This window comes from Paenibacillus sp. NRS-1782 (assembly GCF_050467685.1).
Classification (GTDB): Bacteria; Bacillota; Bacilli; order Paenibacillales; family Paenibacillaceae; genus Paenibacillus; species Paenibacillus terrae_A.
In genome coordinates, this window is sequence record NZ_JBITPH010000015.1 from 21,419 (window position 1) to 38,378 (window position 16,960).

Sequence of the window (16,960 nt, forward strand, 5' to 3'; positions counted from 1 at the left end):
CAGGAAGAGGCGATTAGAACACACTGGAAGGAATCCGGCCTGCTTAATCGAATTTCTAAATAAGACGAGCACGGTGTTATTGAAGACGATACGGCATTGCAGGTGTATGGCAAGCTGGATGCCAGCCTGTCAGGCTGGACGCTCGTTAAGAAAATCCCTAATCGCACGCTTTATTTACGGGCCATGAGCAATGATGAGATCGGAGTGCTGTCACGCCGCTTCCGACAGATGATGGATACCATCAACAACCTCATTTTACAGGAATACAAGCTCGAACTGGCGAACGAGACACATCAATTGAAAGCGCTTCAAGAACAGATTAATCCTCATTTTTTATACAATACGCACAGTCTATCGGAACGCTGGCTCTACAGCATGAGGTGCCGCGAATCTATTCCCTGCTCTCTTCCCTTGCCAAAATGCTCCGTTATAACATGCGGGATCATACGGTCGTTACCCTCAAGGAAGAGGCCGAGCATGTAAAGCAGTATCTTGATTTGCAAAAAGAACGCTTTGGCGAGCAATTAGAGGTCACTTACCAGTGGGCAGATGGGGTCCTGGATGATCAGGTGCCCAAAATGATTCTCCAGCCATTAGTGGAAAATAATGGAGTATCAATTCCGTGGGCTGATTTGGAGCAGCTCCAGCATATGCTGAAACGTCCGCTGAAAGCCTATGAGGAACCGAACACCAGCGAGTCGGATTCTATCGGACTCCGTAATGTGCTGCTGCGCATCCAGCTTCACTTCGAAGACGGCTCTAATACCCTGTATGTAGACAATATTCTGCCTCATGGCGTTCGTTATACACTCGAAATTCGTACCGAAACTCATACCGAAATTCATATTAAGGGAGAGTGACCTGTCATGAAGGTCCTGATTGTGGATGATGAAAAGCATGTGCGCCATGCCGTTCGAATGCTTGTACATTGGGAAGCTTGTGGCGTGACTGAGGTCATTGAAGCAGAGTCGGGCGATCAGGCGATTGAGGTCATCACCGCCCTTTCGCCACCTGTTGTACTCACGGATATGCGGATGCCTGGCAAGGACGGGGTGGCCCTAATGGCAGCGGTGATGAGCACCACTCAACTGAATGCCGATATGCTGGACAAATACAAGACGCTGCACACACTTTTGGGCTTTTCCCTGATGAACATCTGCAACGAGTTTCTCGGGAATTCCCAAACCGGGATTGCGTTCCGCCATCTGGAGCGTATGGACGAAATTATTCTGCTGTATTGGGGCGAACCGTCCCGCTGGCTGAACGACAGACCCGGCGATGCGGCAGGGGAGGAACTGGCAGACGAGCACGGCTCCATCCCTGCCCTGCCGATCGACAAGCGGGGCTTGCTATCCCTGCCCCTATGGCAGAAGCTGGTCGAGAACCGGCTGCTGGCAGCTGGGCAGGCCCTTACACCAAGCCATAGCCCCAGTAATCCTGTTATCCGTGATATTGCCCGCTATCTGGATGCTCACTACGACGAGGAGATTTCCCTACAGGATATGGCGAGCCGTTTTTACCTCAGTCGAGAATATATTTCTCGTAAATTCAAGCAGGAATACGGCGTTAATCTGTCCGAGTATCTATGTCGGATCAGAATGGACAAAGCGAAGCTGCTGCTATTAAATGACAAGCTCCGCCTTCATCATATTGCCGGTATGGTCGGTTATCAGGACGAAAAATATTTTGGCAAGGTATTCAAAAAACTGGAAGGCGTAACGCCCGGCGAGTTCAGAAGGCGCCATTCTGTAGATCCTCAGCCGTTAGCGCATACAGCACATGATCTTCCCAGATACCATTAATCTTCAAATAGTTTAGAGCCAACCCTTCCCGGCGAAATCCGGCCTTTTCCATTACTCGTTTGGATGGCGTATTTCTTGGCATAACCCCGGCCTGTATACGGTGCAATCCCAATTCATGGATGGCGTAACGTACAATATCCTTTACTGCTGAGGTGGCGTAGCCTTGTCCGTGATGTGCAGGATCTACGAAGTACCCCAGATTTGCATTTTGAAAAGGGCCTCTGGCCACGCCTGATAGCTCCATTCTGCCGATCAGCTTATCATTTTCCGGCAAAAAAAGTCCAAACGTATATCCCTGCCCGGCTTGGACAGCCTCAAGGCCGATGGAAATCAGGCGGGCCTGTTCTTCCAGCGTAAAGTAAATTTCAGGCCGTTCCGGCTCAAATGGCTTAAAAAAATCAAAATTTTCGCGTCTAATCTCCAATAATCGTTCTGCATCACTTACTTGTAAAAGTCGAATCCGTAACCCGGGATGGGTGGACTCTATCGAAAACGAACCATTAGCTTCATGTAACATTGTCAATTTCCTTCTTTCTCACTTTCATATGTTTCGTACTCACGGGACATACGACAGGAAAATACCCCGGATGCTTGACAGCAACCCAGGGTATCCCTTCAATTCAAAAATTAATCCGTAACAGGCATCCAGCCAGGCATCGTCGTCAGCGCATCCCACAGGTAGTCCGGAATGACCAGTTCTTGTTGAGCTTGCTTGGACAATGTCGTGCGGATCGTATCTTCTGTTCCGTTTTGCACCTTCTGAACCCACTGCGGCTCCATCAGAAGCGGACGTCCCAGTGAAACCAGCGGTACACCTGTCTCCAGCGCTGCAAGTGCATCGTCCGGTGTATTCAGCGACCCAACTCCCATAATCGGCACGCGGTTTCCAACCTTCTCATAGATGAGAAGGGTACGTGAACGTTCGTCGCTACGATCACGGAACGAACCGCCGAAGAAATGGTTAACGGAAATGTGCAGGTAATCCAGCCCTTCATCCGCCAGACGGTCTACGAGTACCAGCGTATCCTCCACCGTAATGCCTGGTGTGTGTCCTTCCTCAGGAGACAAACGATACCCGAAAATGAACGGCTGCTTCGCATGCGCTGCGATCACCTTCTTCACTTCGTGGACAACTGCCAGCGGGAAGGTCAATCGTTTTTCAAGGCTTCCTCCCCATTCGTCGGTACGAAGGTTGGAATGGGGGGAGAAGAACTGCTGCACCAGATAACCGTTCGCGCCGTGAAGCTCCACACCGTCATAGCCCGCTTCAATTGCGCGACGAGTCGCTTCGCCATAGGCACGGATAACACGGTGAATATCATCGGTGTTCATTTCAAGCGGCACAGGTGCGCCTTCTTTTTCCTCAGCCACCGCGCTTGCGCTGATCGGCTGTCCGTCCGGTATTTGATCCGGTGGGCACAAACGACCGCCATGGTAAATTTGCAGGATGGCTTTCGCACCCTCTTGATGAATCGTGTCAGCCAGACGACGCAGGCTCGGAATCATTTCATCCTTGTCCGCGCCAAACTCATTAACAAAGCCTTTACCGTCTGGAGTCACGTACACGCAAGCGGTAATGACCGCACCTACACCGCCAGAACGTTCACGGTAGTAAGCCAACTCCTGGTCACTGACTTCACCATTTTCATGAGACGCAAAGTTGGTCATAGGAGCCATCGTGATACGGTTTTTCAATGTAACGCCAGATGGCAGGGTAAAAGTATCAAATAAAGGCTTATATTTCGGATTCATTCGTTTTCTCTCCTTCAGTTTAAGTCAGATCAGATGAGACTGTAAACCATAAAGCCTGCCTACTGTGACTTGCTTTAATTGCTTACTTTAATACAGTGGTTATAGTAACCACAGTATAATGATCCGCCTCCATAAAGTCAAATCTAACCTTTTGACCTTCCTTAGACTGTCCGGAAAATAAGAGTACCCGGATTCCAAACCATTCATGCTCCTATCTCTTCACTTCTAGTGCTTAACATTTTTATCATTGGATTACATATGGCTGTGTATAGATACGCCCTTTTAATAAAATATTTGTAGCTTGAAACTTTTCCGGCAAGGACATATTTGGTAGCAAAGTGGGTATATTCATAGTAGAAGATTGTGACCAGTCGGTCATTCCACGGTTCATCATTCATTGAGGAGGAGATGCCCCTATGTCACGAAGCCATTCATTGAAATGGTGGAATATCATTGCGTTTATCGCTGTCATCGTCATTAACATTCTGGCTTCCACACTTCCCATCGGCGGAAGAAGCACCGCTGCCGTATCCAACATGTACCCTACCCTGCTGACACCTGCGGGTTATGCCTTTTCCATCTGGTCGGTTATTTACTTGCTGCTTGCCTGCTTTGTTGTGTATCAGGCTACATCGGCAGGACAAACCAAGACGAGCGTTCAGTCTATCGGGGTTTTCTTTATTTTAAGCTGTATCTTCAACATCATCTGGATTTTTTTGTGGCAGTATGTATATGTAGAGTTGTGTGTGATTGTCATTATACTGTACTTGCTCTCTCTGGCTGTCGTATATGTACGCTCTCGTACGCCGCAACCAACCCTCGGGGAAATGTGGTTCGTCAAGCTGCCGTTCAGTCTGAACCTTGGCTGGGTATCCGTCGCTACCATCATCAACATCGCGGTGGTACTGGAAAAGAACGAGTGGAACGGCTGGGGACTCAGCGATACTACTTGGGCGATCAACGTTCTGATCATCGGCACCGTGCTTGCCATCATGGTCAGCTTCCCGTATCGTGACAGCATTTATCCACTTGTGTTCGTGTGGGCTTATGTCGCCATCGCCATCGAGCATCCAGACAATGAAAAGGTGCGGCTGGCTGCATTCATTCTGGCCGCAATCATCCTGGTGTACTCGCTATGGCTGTTCTTTGCCCGTAACCGGGACCGGGACTAAAGGAATCTCATCACGTATACCACAGGCATCAAAGAACTTCCATTTCCACATCAAGTGTGGATTTTGGAAGTTCTTTGATGTCCCTCTAGTCTATTCGCCTTTCAAGGCGATAACTTCAATCTCTACCAGTGCATCCTTCGGCAGACGTGCTACCTCCACCGCACTGCGGGCCGGATACGGCTGCTCGAAGAAAGAGCTGTATACTTCATTGACGCTGACAAAGTCGTTCATATCTTTCAGGAATACGGTCGCTTTCACGACTTGGTTCAGGCTGCTTCCAGCCGCTTCTAGAATAGCTTGTACGTTGCTCAAGGACAGACGAGCCTGCTCCTGTACATCCTTACCGAACTCACCTGTTGCCGGATTCAGTCCAAGCTGTCCTGAGGTGTAAATAAAACCACCCGCCTCTACAGCTTGGCTATAGGGTCCAATAGCTCCGGGAGCTTTTTCAGTGGCAATTGTTTTTTTCATATAGCTTGAATTCTCCTTCCTGATACTGGTTCTCCGTATTATAGCACGGGAAGTCCAAAGCCACTATTTCGCATTAAGGACTGTTACGCTCTGTCCCTGAATCACCCTCACCGGGTGTCAGTTCAGCTCCGATGACCCGAATGATATCATTCGGATAAATATGTACGCCGCTCGCATGAGCGAGAGCGATTCGTACCATAGCCCGTGCGATCACCGAGGCCGGGATAGCGCGGTAGGAAGCCAGCTTGCCTGTCATCACACCATCCAGTGCCTTCATCACGACAGCCGCGGCGGCTTCGCCAAAACGACGTTCGGGCCTTGTGCCTAAAATCAGCGACGGACGGAACAAATGCAACGCAGGCAAGCCCATATCGGCAAGCGCCTCCTCAGCCTCACCCTTCGTACGGTTGTAAAACACGCGCGATTCCGGGTCCGCTCCCATCGAGGAGATGGCGAGCATCTGCACCGCACCGGCCTCTTTGCCCAACCGGGCGGTCAGAACCGGATAGTCCAGATCCACCTGACGAAACCGCTCCTTGGAGCCAGCCTTTTTCATCGTCGTCCCGAGGCAACAAAAAACATCAGCAACCCCCTCGAAGGCGGATGCCGCTTCCTGCGGCTGCTCCCAGTCGATGAATGCCTGCTCCAGCTTGGGATGCTTGATTTCCAACGGACGTCTGCCCACAACCATGACGCGGCTGTATTCCTTTTGCACCAGCAGCTCCCGTACAACATAACCTCCAACAAGCCCCGTTGCACCCACAACGACCGCTTTACGTTCCACGATAGACCTCCTTTATGCCTGTAACCTATCTGCTCCCTGCATCTGTATTATTAGGCTAATTTAAACGGCCGTTTGCCCGCCTCCTTGCTTTCAGACGGACACATGGGCAGGTACAGGGAAAATGTACTTCCCTTGTCCTCCTCACTCTCCAAACGGATAAAACCGCCCAATAAGCGGGATAAATCACGGCTAATCGACAGCCCCAGTCCGGTTCCTCCATATTTTCGGTTAATAGAACCGTTTGCCTGCTGGAATGCCTCAAAAATAACATGCTGCTGAAGCTTGGAGATGCCGATGCCCGTATCTTTTACCGCAAATACAACCCAATCTCGCTCCTGCCCTTTTCGTTCCAGATGCTGAGTGCTGATTTCCAGCAGTACACGTCCTTCATGAGTGAACTTAAAAGCATTAGACAACAGGTTCCGCAAAATTTGCTGTACACGTTTGGGATCGGATCGAATTTCATCCGGTATATCACCATACTCCTTCAAGCTGAATTCAAGCTTCTTGTCCTTGGCGGTGACTTCAAAATGCATCATCATCAACTGCGCAATCTCGCGCACGCTGACCGGCTCACTGACGATTTCCATCCGTCCAGCCTCGACTTTAGACAAGTCCAAAATGTCATTGATCAATTGGAGCAAATCATGCCCCGAGACATAAATCAGCTCGCTGTACTGGTAAAGCTCGTCCTCATCCAGTTCTTTTCCCTGCTCGTTGATGATCTGCGCCAGATTAATAATGCTATTAAGTGGTGTACGCAGTTCATGCGACATCGTTGCCATAAAATCGGATTTATATTGGGAAGCCACCATTAACTGCTTGGCCCGTTCTTCCAAAATGATTTTCGTCTTCTGTAACTCATCGCGTTGTTCCGATAATAGCTGATTCGCCTGTATAATCTGATAATTACGCATCTGCTCCATCTGAAAATCACGTAAAATCAGCGCAAATAAAAAGCTGAGTACAATGCCGATAGGCAAAGTGAGAGGAACAACTTCCGCCACATAATAGTGCCATGGAATGACGCCCAGAAAGGCAATATTCAACGTATTTACGATATTAACCGCTAAAATGGTCACCGATGCCTTAATAATCAGACGGCAGGTGGAACGGCGCATCCAGTAGTTCAATCCGGCGCACAGCACGCCCAGAATGCTCATATTCAGAAAGCCGGCCCACGCCGCCATATTCACACCGAAGGTAAATCTCGTAAGCCCGATCGCTACCCCGATAATAATAAGCGTATAGGAGCGAGGATACACCAACGCCGCAATAATTAACGGCACAAAGCGCAGATCAAAAATAACCGTCTCGCTAAAGTTAAAGCCGAAGCAAGAGCTAACCCATCCGCCAAATACCACCAGCAGTACCGAGCTGATATATTGAAATCGCGAAGAGGTACGACTCAACCCATATTTATAAATCACGTTCGCCACATAGGCAACGGCAATCAGCATCCCCAGATTCATTAGAAACATCATTGAAAATTGCATGGACTCACACTCCCATAGCGCGAAAAATTGGATGCCAGGCCTATGCAGACCGCTTGTACTGTTCTCGTATATCATAACATGAAGCTACAGCTTTCGACATGTCTAAAGATGCGTACATCCGTATATAAAAAAGCGAACCGCAACGGCTCGCCCTGATGGATATACAGTATAGGGTCAACTCATGATGCCTTTGTTCCGGCGCCATTCATCGACAAATAATTCGGCAAAGTAAGGGTCCCACTGGCTTCCTTTTCCGTCTTCCAATATCATTACCGCTTTTTCTTTCTGCATGCCCTTCCGGTATGGGCGGTCAGACGTCATCGCATCATACGCATCCGCTACCGCAATGATCCGTCCAAATAGCGGGATATCCTCCCCGCAGAGCTGGTCTGGATAGCCCTTGCCATCGTAACGCTCATGGTGCGAACGCACACCGGGCAAATAAGGGGCCATGGCATAGGCTGGCTCCACTTGGCGGAGAATGCTTTCTCCCATGACCGGGTGCATTTTAATCTGGTCAAATTCCTCGTCCGTCAGCTTGCCATCCTTGAGCAGCACGGCATCGGCTACGCCGATTTTGCCGATATCATGCAGTAATGCCGTTTTGCGCAGCAAATCGAGGTCTGTCTCATTCAAACCGCCCCGCCGTCCAATGATCACCGAGTATTCAGCCACACGCAAAGAATGTCCTGCGGTATAAGCGTCCCTGGCATCCAGTGCTGCCGCCAAGGTGGCGAAATAACTTTCCTGTAGCTGACTGTTTTTATCTTCCCGTTCCTTCAATCCCTCAACCATGATATTAAAGCCTTCAACCAGCTTTGCAAATTCGTCAGAGTACAAATCGCTAGCTTTATCGTTCAGGCGGCCTTCCCTTACTTCGTTCATCTTTTCCAGCAGATGGTGAATGGGCTGCTCAATCTCACGGGTTAACAGCCATCCTCCCAGATAAGCGAAGGCCACACCAAATAGTAAAATCGTGCCCGCCCATACCCAATAGGAGCTGGAAAGTGCCTCATCCAGATGTTCCAGCCGAATCTGCGTAGCCAGGCAAAATAAAAACAGCGGAAAAGCACCAATCAACGTTGCGCTCAGCTGAAATTTGTGCCGGAGGGATAGTAATACCCGTCCCCTAAGCGATAGGTTAATTCCATATTTCTGATAAGTCCGGTCTCTAATTTCTACCAGCAACGGACGGATCGCCCTCATCGTCAGGAAAAATTCAATCATCGCGTGCATCGAAGCAACCAGACAAGCCCCTATACAGGCAATTCCCACATAATAGAAGGGCAGGGTGAGCTGTCTGGTATGAATCATCCATATGGCCATACCAGCTGCCGGGATGGAAAAACCGAGCAAATGCGGGCCCATAATACGTAACACAGACAGATTAGGCAGACGGTGAATCCGTATATACATCGCTTCTACATCCTCGAACGTCGTCCGCTTATCCAGAAAAAAGTGACGAACTGGTCCCAGATGCATCCTAAATACCAGCGTTTCGCAAACAATCATAATAATACTGGAAAAAGCAATGATCTTCATAAGACCTAAAAATTCATAATGGGCTACATTTAACGTGGAAAATATAAAAATTGCGCCTACCAACAGAACAGCTATAAACGAACCTATAATATAGTTCAGGATAACATGCTGAATAAAACGCTTATAGATCGGCAAAATGCTACCCCTCTTTTCATCCGTACACTCACAAAATATCTTGTTTATTCAATATCGGAGTACAGTCGGCAAAAGTTAACCTTCTTGCTTGAGCAATTTGCAATATGCTGCCTTAACCAAAAAACTGGATATCGCGCACGGAAGCAATAATCATTGACTCAAAAGAATTACCTTCATTCTGTTGTTTCTGTAGTTGATTTTCGTATTGATAAAGGTGTGATCCGCTTCTCCAGTTATGTACACTATATGGAGAACGATAAGGAGTAACTTTACTTTGCCAGGCCAGCTATCATCAAAAATATAGAAATTCCTTGCATTTTAAAATCGATCTTGTTATACTATTGTAGTATGTATTAAACCCCATAGGATTCCGCGCAACAAGCTATTACTCCTAATCACCGCATGGAGCTTCTCCAAATTTTATGTATAACCCTAATGTAGAATTTTGAGCTTTTGCCGAAGATTTTCACATTCACACTGGCGCGGTCATCGGAGCCGCAAGGACGAAAGAGAGGTAGGGCTTTTGTCGTTTGGAAAATGAGCAGTGGAATCGGACTGCCCCTTATGAACATGCTGACCATATTATGCAAGGCAGCAGGGGTTGAATATATATTATGCCGTCGAACCATGAAGTTCGAGCAGGCCGTGCAGTTCACGCAAGCTGCACCCATCCTCCGGATGATCCCCGGGGGATTTTTAGCGTCCATTTATCTAGTCACCGCCGAGAGCATCTATGAACAAAAAAATGACCCTGCCGATACACCGGCAGAGCCTATAGCTTGATCAAAAAGGGGTTAATAGGGTCATTATAGTCCCCCTTTCTTAAAACTAAATGATATGCACCTTAAAAACTCATTAATTTTCCAGCTATGTGTTCTACTCTAATAATTCGTCCAGTATTCCGTGCCGCCCTGCGGCGTGGTTGATCGCCCTGTTTCCGGGCGGGTGCCCCTGTCCGTCGAAGGCCGCTCCCACCCTTCCAGCAAAACCACATGCTGAGTACTGGAGTTATTTTCCCATGTAATATAACACTCCTCTTCCATATGCCGCAAAGCGGCTGTAATCTCGTTGTCCCTCTTCCCCGTTTTGACGGTCAATTCCGTCATCGTCGGCATATGGCGATGCTGGGCAAAATAGTTATACAGAATCCGTAACAGCTTTCGTTCCAAATCAGGCAACATCGTCTTTCCTCCCACCATAAAGAACATATGTTCCTATTATAACACATAAAAATGCACCCTCCTACTGGAAGCTGCATTTTGGACTTTTACGGTCCGGTTCAAATTCAGTTTTTTTCTTTCTCCTGACGACCGACAGAACGCAGCCACCAGACGATTCCACCAACGCTTCCTAATGCCAGAACCGTCAGGAAAATAATATAGAACAGATGAAATCCACGATCACTCATAGCAATCGCCTCCTTACTATATGTATACACTTCCCAACTAATCCTGTAAACCTCTTTTTGGAACCCAGCTCTATTTTTTTCCAAACACTCCACAACAGGTATCTTCTTGAGGCAAACCAGTACATGCTAATTAAATACAAAAAGGGCTTTCGGCAAATGACCGCAAGCCCTAATTCATCTGAGGTTAAGGCTGAATTACGCCTCGTTCTTCTTGCTATATTTAACGAAAGTAATCACAATCGTCACAGCAAACAATATTCCGGTGACTACCCAAGTTGTTAAAAATGCCATGCCCGAACCAACATTAGCTCCCATCGTCGGGTGCTTCACCGCTGTAAGTACTGAACCTTGCACCATAAATATCGTACAAAATAAAACGATAGGCACCAGAAGAATTGTACTCGCCGTCCTCCGGCTACCTGATACCACAATCACGCTTAGAGCAGAAATTACCAAAATCACAAAATATATAGTTGCTTCCCAAAGCATAGAAATGCTCACCATCCGATCTTTTTTCTATCCATTCGTAAATGTCCCTTCTATTGTAACAGACGTCACACAGCGAACCAAGCCATAATTTGTACAAATTATTCTCGACTTTGACAGCGAAAAGGAGCCTGAGCAGGCGACTTACTGGAACCTTTGTGCACTACAGCCTTAACCTTGTCATGGGACACTCCCAGAGATTCCAGCGTATTCCCGGTTTTGAGGCACCATGCTTCAATATCTCTCGCAAAACCGAAATCGGTTGCTGTAACCTCCAGTTTTTGTCCTTCTTCCATAGCCTTAACGGCTTCATATACCTTGAGAATAGGACCAGGACATTGCAATCCACAGGCATCCAGCAGGGTTAGCTCTGTGCCTGATCCGTCTTTGGCTTCCTCGCCCAGTTTGCCCCCTGTAGACAGATCAGAATCAGAATCCTGTTCAGCCATAACTGAATATGTCTTGTAGCCACCATCAACGTTTCTCACCTGATATCCGTATTGGATCAGCATTCGAGCCGCAATATAGCCCCGCAAGCCAACCTGACAGGATACCGCGATCTCCAGATCACGAGGGATTTCTGACATCCGTTCTCTCAGCTCTGGCAAAGGAATATGGATAGAACCCGGAATGACTCCTGCTTGCAGCTCCACCTCATCGCTGACATCAATAATAACGCCGCCTGTGCGGTAAAAATCATCGACTTCATGCCATTGCATCGTTTGGACCAGCCCATCCATGATATTCGAAGCCACATAACCAGCCATATTGACAGGATCTTTGGCCGAAGAATACGGGGGGGCATAAGCGAGCTCGATATCAGCCAACTCACGCACCTCCAAATGTCCACGAATGGCGGTCGCAATCACATCAATCCTTTTGTCTACTCCATCGACTCCAACGGCCTGTGCCCCATATATCATTCCTGTCTCCGGGTTAAAGAGCAGCTTCATGGAAATGGGCGATGCTCCCGGATAATAACCTGCATGCGAAGCGGGATGAATATGAACAGCCTTATAGGGAACACCCAGCCGCAGCAATGTTTTTTCGTTATTGCCTGTAGATGCTGCGGTCAAGGCAAACGCCTTAATCACGGACGTTCCGAGCGCACCATCATAAGAAATGGCCTGACCGTTCATATGATCCGCCACCAAACGACCCTGCCGATTGGCTCCCCAAGCCAGCGATACCATCGTTGCAAACCCGTGATTGCGGTCTTTGACCTGAATGGCGTCGCCTACCGCATAAATGGCCGGATCACTGGTTTGCAGTTGGGCGTTTACCTGAATAGCCCCACGAAAACCAAGCTCCAATCCGCTTTGCATGGCCAGCTCATTTTCGGGAACAACACCAATCGCGAGAATAACCAAATCCGTCTGAAGCATACCCCCGGAAGCCAAACGGAGCCGTGTACCCTGATCTGTAAAAGCCGCGACCCCTTCCTTTAAACGCACCTCCACCCCGTTCAGCTTCATATGCTGTTCCACCAGTTTAGCCATTTCAGGATCTAGCGGATGAAGCAATTGTTCTCCTTGGTCAATAATCGTTACCTTAAGTCCACGCTCCCGCAGATTCTCAGCCATCTCCAGCCCAATAAATCCGCCGCCGATGACAGTGGCATGTCGCGGATGCTTTTCATCTACATATTCCTTAATCACGTCCGTGTCAGGAATATTTCTTAGCGTAAATAGATTAGTGGCTTCGTTTAATCCGGAAATATCAGGTATCATCGGTCTGGCCCCTGGCGACAAAACCACCATATCGTACGGCTGCTCTCCCATTTTCCCTGATTTCACATCACGGAAGCGAATGAGCTTCTGCTCTCGGTCTATTTCAATTACTTCGGTGAGTACCCGTACATCTATATTAAAACGATCTCGAATCCCTTGAGGTGTCTGGAGGAACAGCTTCTCCCGCGCATGGATCGTGCCGCCAATATAGTAAGGAAGACCACAGTTCGCAAAAGAAACATGCTCTCCGCGCTCAAACATTATAATCTCGTCTTCCTCGTTCCATCTACGCAATCTCGCCGCAGCAGAAGCTCCACCTGCTACCCCGCCAATAATAACTATTGTTCTGCCCATTTTTTCTCCCCCTTATATACCCTATGGGGTATAATATATACCTATAGGGGTATGTTGTCAACGTTATTTCTCCATGACATGGACGCAAAAAAGGTGGAGGTTACCCCCCACCTGATCAACCTTAACTACTGCTGGCTGGCCGCGATCGCCTGCTCCAAATCGTACAAAATATCGTCTATCGCTTCCGTCCCGACGGACAAACGCAACAGCTCTGGCTTGACTCCGGCAGCAACCTGTTCCTCCGCATTCAACTGCTGATGCGTTGTGCTAGCCGGATGAATGATCAGAGATTTGGAATCACCTACATTCGCCAGATGGGAAAATAGCTTCACATTTTCAATCAGCTTGCTTCCCGCCTGACTGCCGCCCTTAATACCGAAGGTCAGGATCGCCCCTTGCCCTTTCGGCAAGTATTTTTGGGCTAATTCGTAGGATGGATGGCTCGGTAATCCGGTGTAGCTGACCCACTCCACATCCTTGTGGCTTTCGAGATATTGCGCTACCTTCAAAGCATTCTGGCTATGTCTTTCCAGACGCAGATGGAGTGTCTCCAAGCCCTGAAGCAGCAACCATGAGTTGAACGGTGAAATAGCTGCCCCCAGATCACGCAGCAGTTGTACCCGCGCCTTGATAATATAGGCAATAGGCCCCACCGCCTCGGTGTATACAACCCCGTGATAGCTCGGGTCCGGCTCAGTCAGTCCCGGGAAACGGCCGCTTGCTTTCCAGTCAAACTTGCCACTGTCCACGATCACCCCACCGATGGACGTTCCGTGTCCGCCAATGAACTTCGTCGCCGAATGCACGACAATATCCGCTCCGTATTCGATAGGACGCAATAAGTACGGGCTTGGGAACGTGTTATCCACAATCAACGGAATACCGTATTCATGCGCAATCGCTGCCACGGCTTCCACATCCAGCACATTGCCCTGCGGATTGCCAATCGTCTCGGCATATAACGCCTTCGTTTTATCCGTAATGGCTTTACGGAAGTTCTCCGGGTCATCCGAATCCACAAAATGCACCTTAATGCCCAACTTGGGTAGCGTCGTGGAAAATAAATTATATGTACCGCCATACAGACTGGATGCCGATACAATTTCATCCCCTGCTCCGGCAATGTTCAGAATGGAAAAGGAAATGGCTGCTGCTCCTGAAGCCGTTGCCAATGCGCCAGCCCCTCCCTCCAGAGCTGCGATCCGCTGCTCAAACACATCCGTGGTTGGATTCATCAGGCGCGTATAAATGTTGCCGAACTCTTTTAGGGAAAACAAATCAGCCGCATGCTCAGCATCCCGAAATCCATACGAGGTGGTTTGGTATAACGGAACTGCGCGGGCAAAGGTAGTAGGATCAATTTGTTGTCCGGCATGGACAGCGAGAGTTTCGAATGAAAGCTTGCGATCTTCTGACATGGTTATTTCCTCCCTTGTTATACGTGCTGTAAAGCGCAATCATAAATGATTTTTTAACCATTCTCGCACAAAAAGAACGATTTGGGAAGATAATTCTCATTATTCAGGTAGGAAATTATAAATTTCCAATTTGACTCATGCTGTTTATACCACTTTGCGCAATACATCCGACACCTTCGTAGGAATGCTCTTTTTCTAACTCAACTACCTTCAGGTTTCAGAACAGATTATTTGAATTAAACTGGATTCAACGTCTGCCCAAAACCCGAGCAATATACATTACAGCAAATAGGTGAAAGAGGTTGTAAAGAGGTGTTTTCGATAGAAATCAGAAAGGATATTTCTGAGCTGTAGTCCTTTATTTAGCGTATATTCGTTTACGTTGTTCTTCCACAAGCTGAGCCCAGTTCAGGGGTAGCATATCCAGCAGGATAGAAGGCTTTAGATCGGATATGATAGGCAACGTAATTAACAGTTACATTTGAACCTAATCCGATAAATACGGTATATACTCTTTGGATAGAATCCCCCTTATTAAAAAAGGAACGCTTTTCAGCGTCCCTATATTACAATAACCGTAATTTCAAAACTTTTTACAGCCTCCTGTAGCCACGGCCTTTGGTAATGAAATCTCACCTTTCTCTGACCTGCTTCATTTGCCGTATACGTCCAAGCTCGGACACCAGATCCTCCAATTACAGTGTGATTACCAACATAATCTTCTTTCTCAAGCAAAACCACATTTTTCTCTGCAACGATTTCTTCCAACCATGTATATCCTGTAGATGCATTTTCAAGTAGGGTAATCTGGAAGGCTTCGCCTTTTTTTAGACGGAGGATTTTACCATTGTCCTTCTCTTCAATGGAAATGATCATTAAATCACCTGACTTTCTAGTGATATTTAATAACCTGATCTCCCCCCCAATGATGAAGCTCAACCCCTTCTTTAAACTCTTCACCCAATTTGCTGCAATATTTTCTCCTTGGCACCGACTAAGGCGTCAACATTGTCGATTAGATCCGTTGCGCTATATGCTTCGAAAAAGAAATGTTCAGCTTGGGCTTGAATACGATAATCATAAGGTAAGTAGCCAAATCCATTATCTCCCCAACGAGTTCCCCAAGAATTTTTAAATTTAAACAGTTGAGTTTCATCATCGAAGCCTACAATACATATGGCATGTCCACCTATAAATTCACTACTTCCGGGTAAAGGTATTTTACCTGTAGCCGCTACGTTTGGATCCATCCAATTTTTATACACTGATGTTCCGACTACAAAAGGGCCGTTCACAACTAAGCTTCTCTGCATTGCTTTTATCGTATCCAGATTTGCATATGCTTTTATTTTATATTTTGCTGCATTTGTATCTGCTCCAGCTTGGGGACTACCAGGATTACAGGCTTCATACTTCCAAAAGCTTTCCTCACATACTCCCTGTTTTTTTAGTATATCCATGGCTACCCTAATAGATGTCCCGTCTCCATCAGGAGTACATCGAGGTGTATTATCTGGGGCTGAATCTGCTGCTTTTGCCTTCTCGTAGAGGTATCTGGGTGAGAGTCCGACATATTTATCTCTCTCTTGCCACTCTTTCATACCTACAGCGCAGGAGAATCCAACGCACGTTCCTTCGTGTCCCTGATCTCTTACAGGAGTTATTCCTTTAACTTCAAATTTTGAAGGAATAATAAAAGGCGGCAAAATAGAAGACACGTTAGAAAATGTAAAAAATTAATCACAAGGAGACTATAACAATGCCCATTAAATACGGTGTGCTAAAAGCAATTCCTAAAGAATTTAAATTAGGAAAAGATGACCAGCATCTAGAAGTGCTCATGGAAGTATCGCATAGCAAAGAAAAGTTCAGATTAGCCATTAATATCCAATCGTCAGAAGTTCTTTATTTGATTGGCGAAAATTTTAATTCCTCGCAAATTACCCATCTGCAAGGTATGGCAGAAGGCTTCACTGGAATCAATAAAAACAATCGGGAGATTGCCTTGGACTATGTCAGGGGCCGTCTGTTTGATCCTAAACAAATGACACCACTCCCAAATATTAAACCTGGTCCCGACAACGATTTGTACGAAAAGTTAACAAACTATGTTCAAAAAGCCATTGATGAAGAAGCTGTTATATATGCTTATGGAGAACGATTTGGCCCTGAACATAAAGAGGATGAATACTTTCATTTCAAACCCGGAAATGGAGTTCACGATATTCATATGAACCAAGGTAACTCAGGAAATCCCAAATGGGAAAAAGATAATGGAGTTTGGCAAGACGGGGGATTGCTAATTCAGTTTAAAGACCGTTGGGTCGCCTTATTCTTGGCTTTTCAATCTCAGTCATGGTGTACTAACGATGATACAGGTTATACACTTAAACACGTCTGTTGATTAACC

The 16,960-nt window shown here is 47.2% G+C and carries 19 protein-coding genes; 6 read left to right on the top strand and 13 right to left on the bottom strand.

Features of this window, described 5'->3' with window-relative positions:
• Positions 1–102: 102 nt before the first annotated feature.
• From ACIFQM_RS06065 to ACIFQM_RS06075, 3 genes are read left to right on the top strand one after another with little or no spacing between them, the layout of a single operon-like run.
• Entirely contained in the window at positions 103–483 is a 381-nt protein-coding gene (locus ACIFQM_RS06065) for a sensor histidine kinase (protein WP_430037727.1), read from the top strand.
• Positions 381–860 (top strand): sensor histidine kinase, encoded by a 480-nt coding sequence (locus ACIFQM_RS06070; protein WP_430037659.1) that lies wholly within the window; start codon positions 381–383, stop codon positions 858–860. The genes ACIFQM_RS06065 and ACIFQM_RS06070 overlap by 103 nt, the downstream gene beginning before the upstream one ends.
• A gap of 6 nt (positions 861–866) precedes the next feature.
• Complete coding sequence (locus ACIFQM_RS06075; RefSeq protein ID WP_430037655.1) at positions 867–1,802, top strand: response regulator transcription factor; 936 nt, start codon at positions 867–869, stop codon at positions 1,800–1,802.
• Here the strand turns inward: ACIFQM_RS06075 and ACIFQM_RS06080 are convergent.
• Together ACIFQM_RS06080 and ACIFQM_RS06085 are read right to left on the bottom strand one after the other, a co-directional pair.
• On the bottom strand, positions 1,732–2,319 hold the full coding sequence (locus tag ACIFQM_RS06080) for a GNAT family N-acetyltransferase (RefSeq protein ID WP_430037652.1): 588 nt from the start codon (positions 2,317–2,319) through the stop codon (positions 1,732–1,734). The two genes, ACIFQM_RS06075 and ACIFQM_RS06080, sit on opposite strands and share 71 nt — an antisense overlap.
• Before the next feature lie 110 nt (positions 2,320–2,429).
• On the bottom strand, positions 2,430–3,554 hold the full coding sequence (locus ACIFQM_RS06085) for an NADH-dependent flavin oxidoreductase (protein WP_430037649.1): 1,125 nt from the start codon (positions 3,552–3,554) through the stop codon (positions 2,430–2,432).
• A 416-nt stretch (positions 3,555–3,970) separates the two neighbouring features.
• On the opposite strand from ACIFQM_RS06085, the gene ACIFQM_RS06090 reads away from it, so the two are divergent.
• Positions 3,971–4,726: a tryptophan-rich sensory protein gene (locus ACIFQM_RS06090; protein WP_430037646.1), complete on the top strand. Its 756-nt coding sequence runs from the start codon at positions 3,971–3,973 to the stop codon at positions 4,724–4,726.
• A 90-nt stretch (positions 4,727–4,816) separates the two neighbouring features.
• Here the strand turns inward: ACIFQM_RS06090 and ACIFQM_RS06095 are convergent, their stop codons facing one another.
• From ACIFQM_RS06095 to ACIFQM_RS06110, 4 genes are all read right to left on the bottom strand, one after another.
• On the bottom strand, positions 4,817–5,197 hold the full coding sequence (locus tag ACIFQM_RS06095) for a RidA family protein (RefSeq protein ID WP_014279543.1): 381 nt from the start codon (positions 5,195–5,197) through the stop codon (positions 4,817–4,819).
• Between the two features lie 73 nt (positions 5,198–5,270).
• Positions 5,271–5,981 (bottom strand): NAD(P)H-binding protein, encoded by a 711-nt coding sequence (locus ACIFQM_RS06100; protein WP_430065152.1) that lies wholly within the window; start codon positions 5,979–5,981, stop codon positions 5,271–5,273.
• Between the two features lie 50 nt (positions 5,982–6,031).
• On the bottom strand, positions 6,032–7,477 hold the full coding sequence (locus ACIFQM_RS06105; RefSeq protein ID WP_430065154.1) for an ATP-binding protein: 1,446 nt from the start codon (positions 7,475–7,477) through the stop codon (positions 6,032–6,034).
• A gap of 174 nt (positions 7,478–7,651) precedes the next feature.
• Complete coding sequence (locus ACIFQM_RS06110; RefSeq protein ID WP_430037637.1) at positions 7,652–9,154, bottom strand: HD-GYP domain-containing protein; 1,503 nt, start codon at positions 9,152–9,154, stop codon at positions 7,652–7,654.
• Between the two features lie 453 nt (positions 9,155–9,607).
• Here ACIFQM_RS06110 and ACIFQM_RS06115 point away from each other — a divergent pair, with 453 nt between their 5' ends.
• Positions 9,608–9,937: a hypothetical protein gene (locus ACIFQM_RS06115; protein WP_430065156.1), complete on the top strand. Its 330-nt coding sequence runs from the start codon at positions 9,608–9,610 to the stop codon at positions 9,935–9,937.
• Between the two features lie 98 nt (positions 9,938–10,035).
• Here ACIFQM_RS06115 and ACIFQM_RS06120 read toward each other — a convergent pair whose 3' ends face one another.
• From ACIFQM_RS06120 to ACIFQM_RS06150, 7 genes are all read right to left on the bottom strand, one after another.
• Positions 10,036–10,335 (bottom strand): hypothetical protein, encoded by a 300-nt coding sequence (locus tag ACIFQM_RS06120; protein WP_430037631.1) that lies wholly within the window; start codon positions 10,333–10,335, stop codon positions 10,036–10,038.
• Between the two features lie 104 nt (positions 10,336–10,439).
• Positions 10,440–10,562: a hypothetical protein gene (locus ACIFQM_RS06125; protein ID WP_262384859.1), complete on the bottom strand. Its 123-nt coding sequence runs from the start codon at positions 10,560–10,562 to the stop codon at positions 10,440–10,442.
• A gap of 195 nt (positions 10,563–10,757) precedes the next feature.
• Complete coding sequence (locus ACIFQM_RS06130) at positions 10,758–11,051, bottom strand: hypothetical protein (RefSeq protein WP_430048557.1); 294 nt, start codon at positions 11,049–11,051, stop codon at positions 10,758–10,760.
• Positions 11,052–11,149: 98 nt separating this feature from the next.
• On the bottom strand, positions 11,150–13,132 hold the full coding sequence (locus ACIFQM_RS06135; protein WP_430065157.1) for an FAD-dependent oxidoreductase: 1,983 nt from the start codon (positions 13,130–13,132) through the stop codon (positions 11,150–11,152).
• A gap of 125 nt (positions 13,133–13,257) precedes the next feature.
• Positions 13,258–14,550, bottom strand: a complete 1,293-nt coding sequence (locus tag ACIFQM_RS06140; RefSeq protein ID WP_014279530.1) for a homocysteine synthase — start codon at positions 14,548–14,550, stop codon at positions 13,258–13,260.
• A gap of 561 nt (positions 14,551–15,111) precedes the next feature.
• A complete protein-coding gene (locus ACIFQM_RS06145; RefSeq protein ID WP_430037621.1) occupies positions 15,112–15,426 on the bottom strand; it encodes a protease inhibitor I42 family protein in 315 nt (104 codons plus the stop codon).
• 80 nt (positions 15,427–15,506) lie between these two features.
• Positions 15,507–16,256, bottom strand: coding sequence for a C1 family peptidase (locus tag ACIFQM_RS06150; protein ID WP_430065159.1), 750 nt, complete (start codon positions 16,254–16,256; stop codon positions 15,507–15,509).
• A 53-nt stretch (positions 16,257–16,309) separates the two neighbouring features.
• Between ACIFQM_RS06150 and ACIFQM_RS06155 the strand changes: the two genes are divergently transcribed.
• A complete protein-coding gene (locus tag ACIFQM_RS06155; RefSeq protein ID WP_430065161.1) occupies positions 16,310–16,954 on the top strand; it encodes a DUF2278 family protein in 645 nt (214 codons plus the stop codon).
• The last annotated feature ends 6 nt before the right edge of the window (positions 16,955–16,960 follow it).

Coding starts and splice junctions, on each gene's coding strand:
- ACIFQM_RS06075 (WP_430037655.1), top strand. CDS start 867: ATGAAGGTCCTGATTGTGGATGATGAAAAGCATGTGCGCCATGCCGTT.
- ACIFQM_RS06080 (WP_430037652.1), bottom strand. CDS start 2,319: ATGTTACATGAAGCTAATGGTTCGTTTTCGATAGAGTCCACCCATCCC.
- ACIFQM_RS06085 (WP_430037649.1), bottom strand. CDS start 3,554: ATGAATCCGAAATATAAGCCTTTATTTGATACTTTTACCCTGCCATCT.
- ACIFQM_RS06090 (WP_430037646.1), top strand. CDS start 3,971: ATGTCACGAAGCCATTCATTGAAATGGTGGAATATCATTGCGTTTATC.
- ACIFQM_RS06095 (WP_014279543.1), bottom strand. CDS start 5,197: ATGAAAAAAACAATTGCCACTGAAAAAGCTCCCGGAGCTATTGGACCC.
- ACIFQM_RS06105 (WP_430065154.1), bottom strand. CDS start 7,477: ATGCAATTTTCAATGATGTTTCTAATGAATCTGGGGATGCTGATTGCC.
- ACIFQM_RS06120 (WP_430037631.1), bottom strand. CDS start 10,335: ATGTTGCCTGATTTGGAACGAAAGCTGTTACGGATTCTGTATAACTAT.
- ACIFQM_RS06125 (WP_262384859.1), bottom strand. CDS start 10,562: ATGAGTGATCGTGGATTTCATCTGTTCTATATTATTTTCCTGACGGTT.
- ACIFQM_RS06130 (WP_430048557.1), bottom strand. CDS start 11,051: ATGCTTTGGGAAGCAACTATATATTTTGTGATTTTGGTAATTTCTGCT.
- ACIFQM_RS06135 (WP_430065157.1), bottom strand. CDS start 13,132: ATGGGCAGAACAATAGTTATTATTGGCGGGGTAGCAGGTGGAGCTTCT.
- ACIFQM_RS06140 (WP_014279530.1), bottom strand. CDS start 14,550: ATGTCAGAAGATCGCAAGCTTTCATTCGAAACTCTCGCTGTCCATGCC.
- ACIFQM_RS06145 (WP_430037621.1), bottom strand. CDS start 15,426: ATGATCATTTCCATTGAAGAGAAGGACAATGGTAAAATCCTCCGTCTA.
- ACIFQM_RS06155 (WP_430065161.1), top strand. CDS start 16,310: ATGCCCATTAAATACGGTGTGCTAAAAGCAATTCCTAAAGAATTTAAA.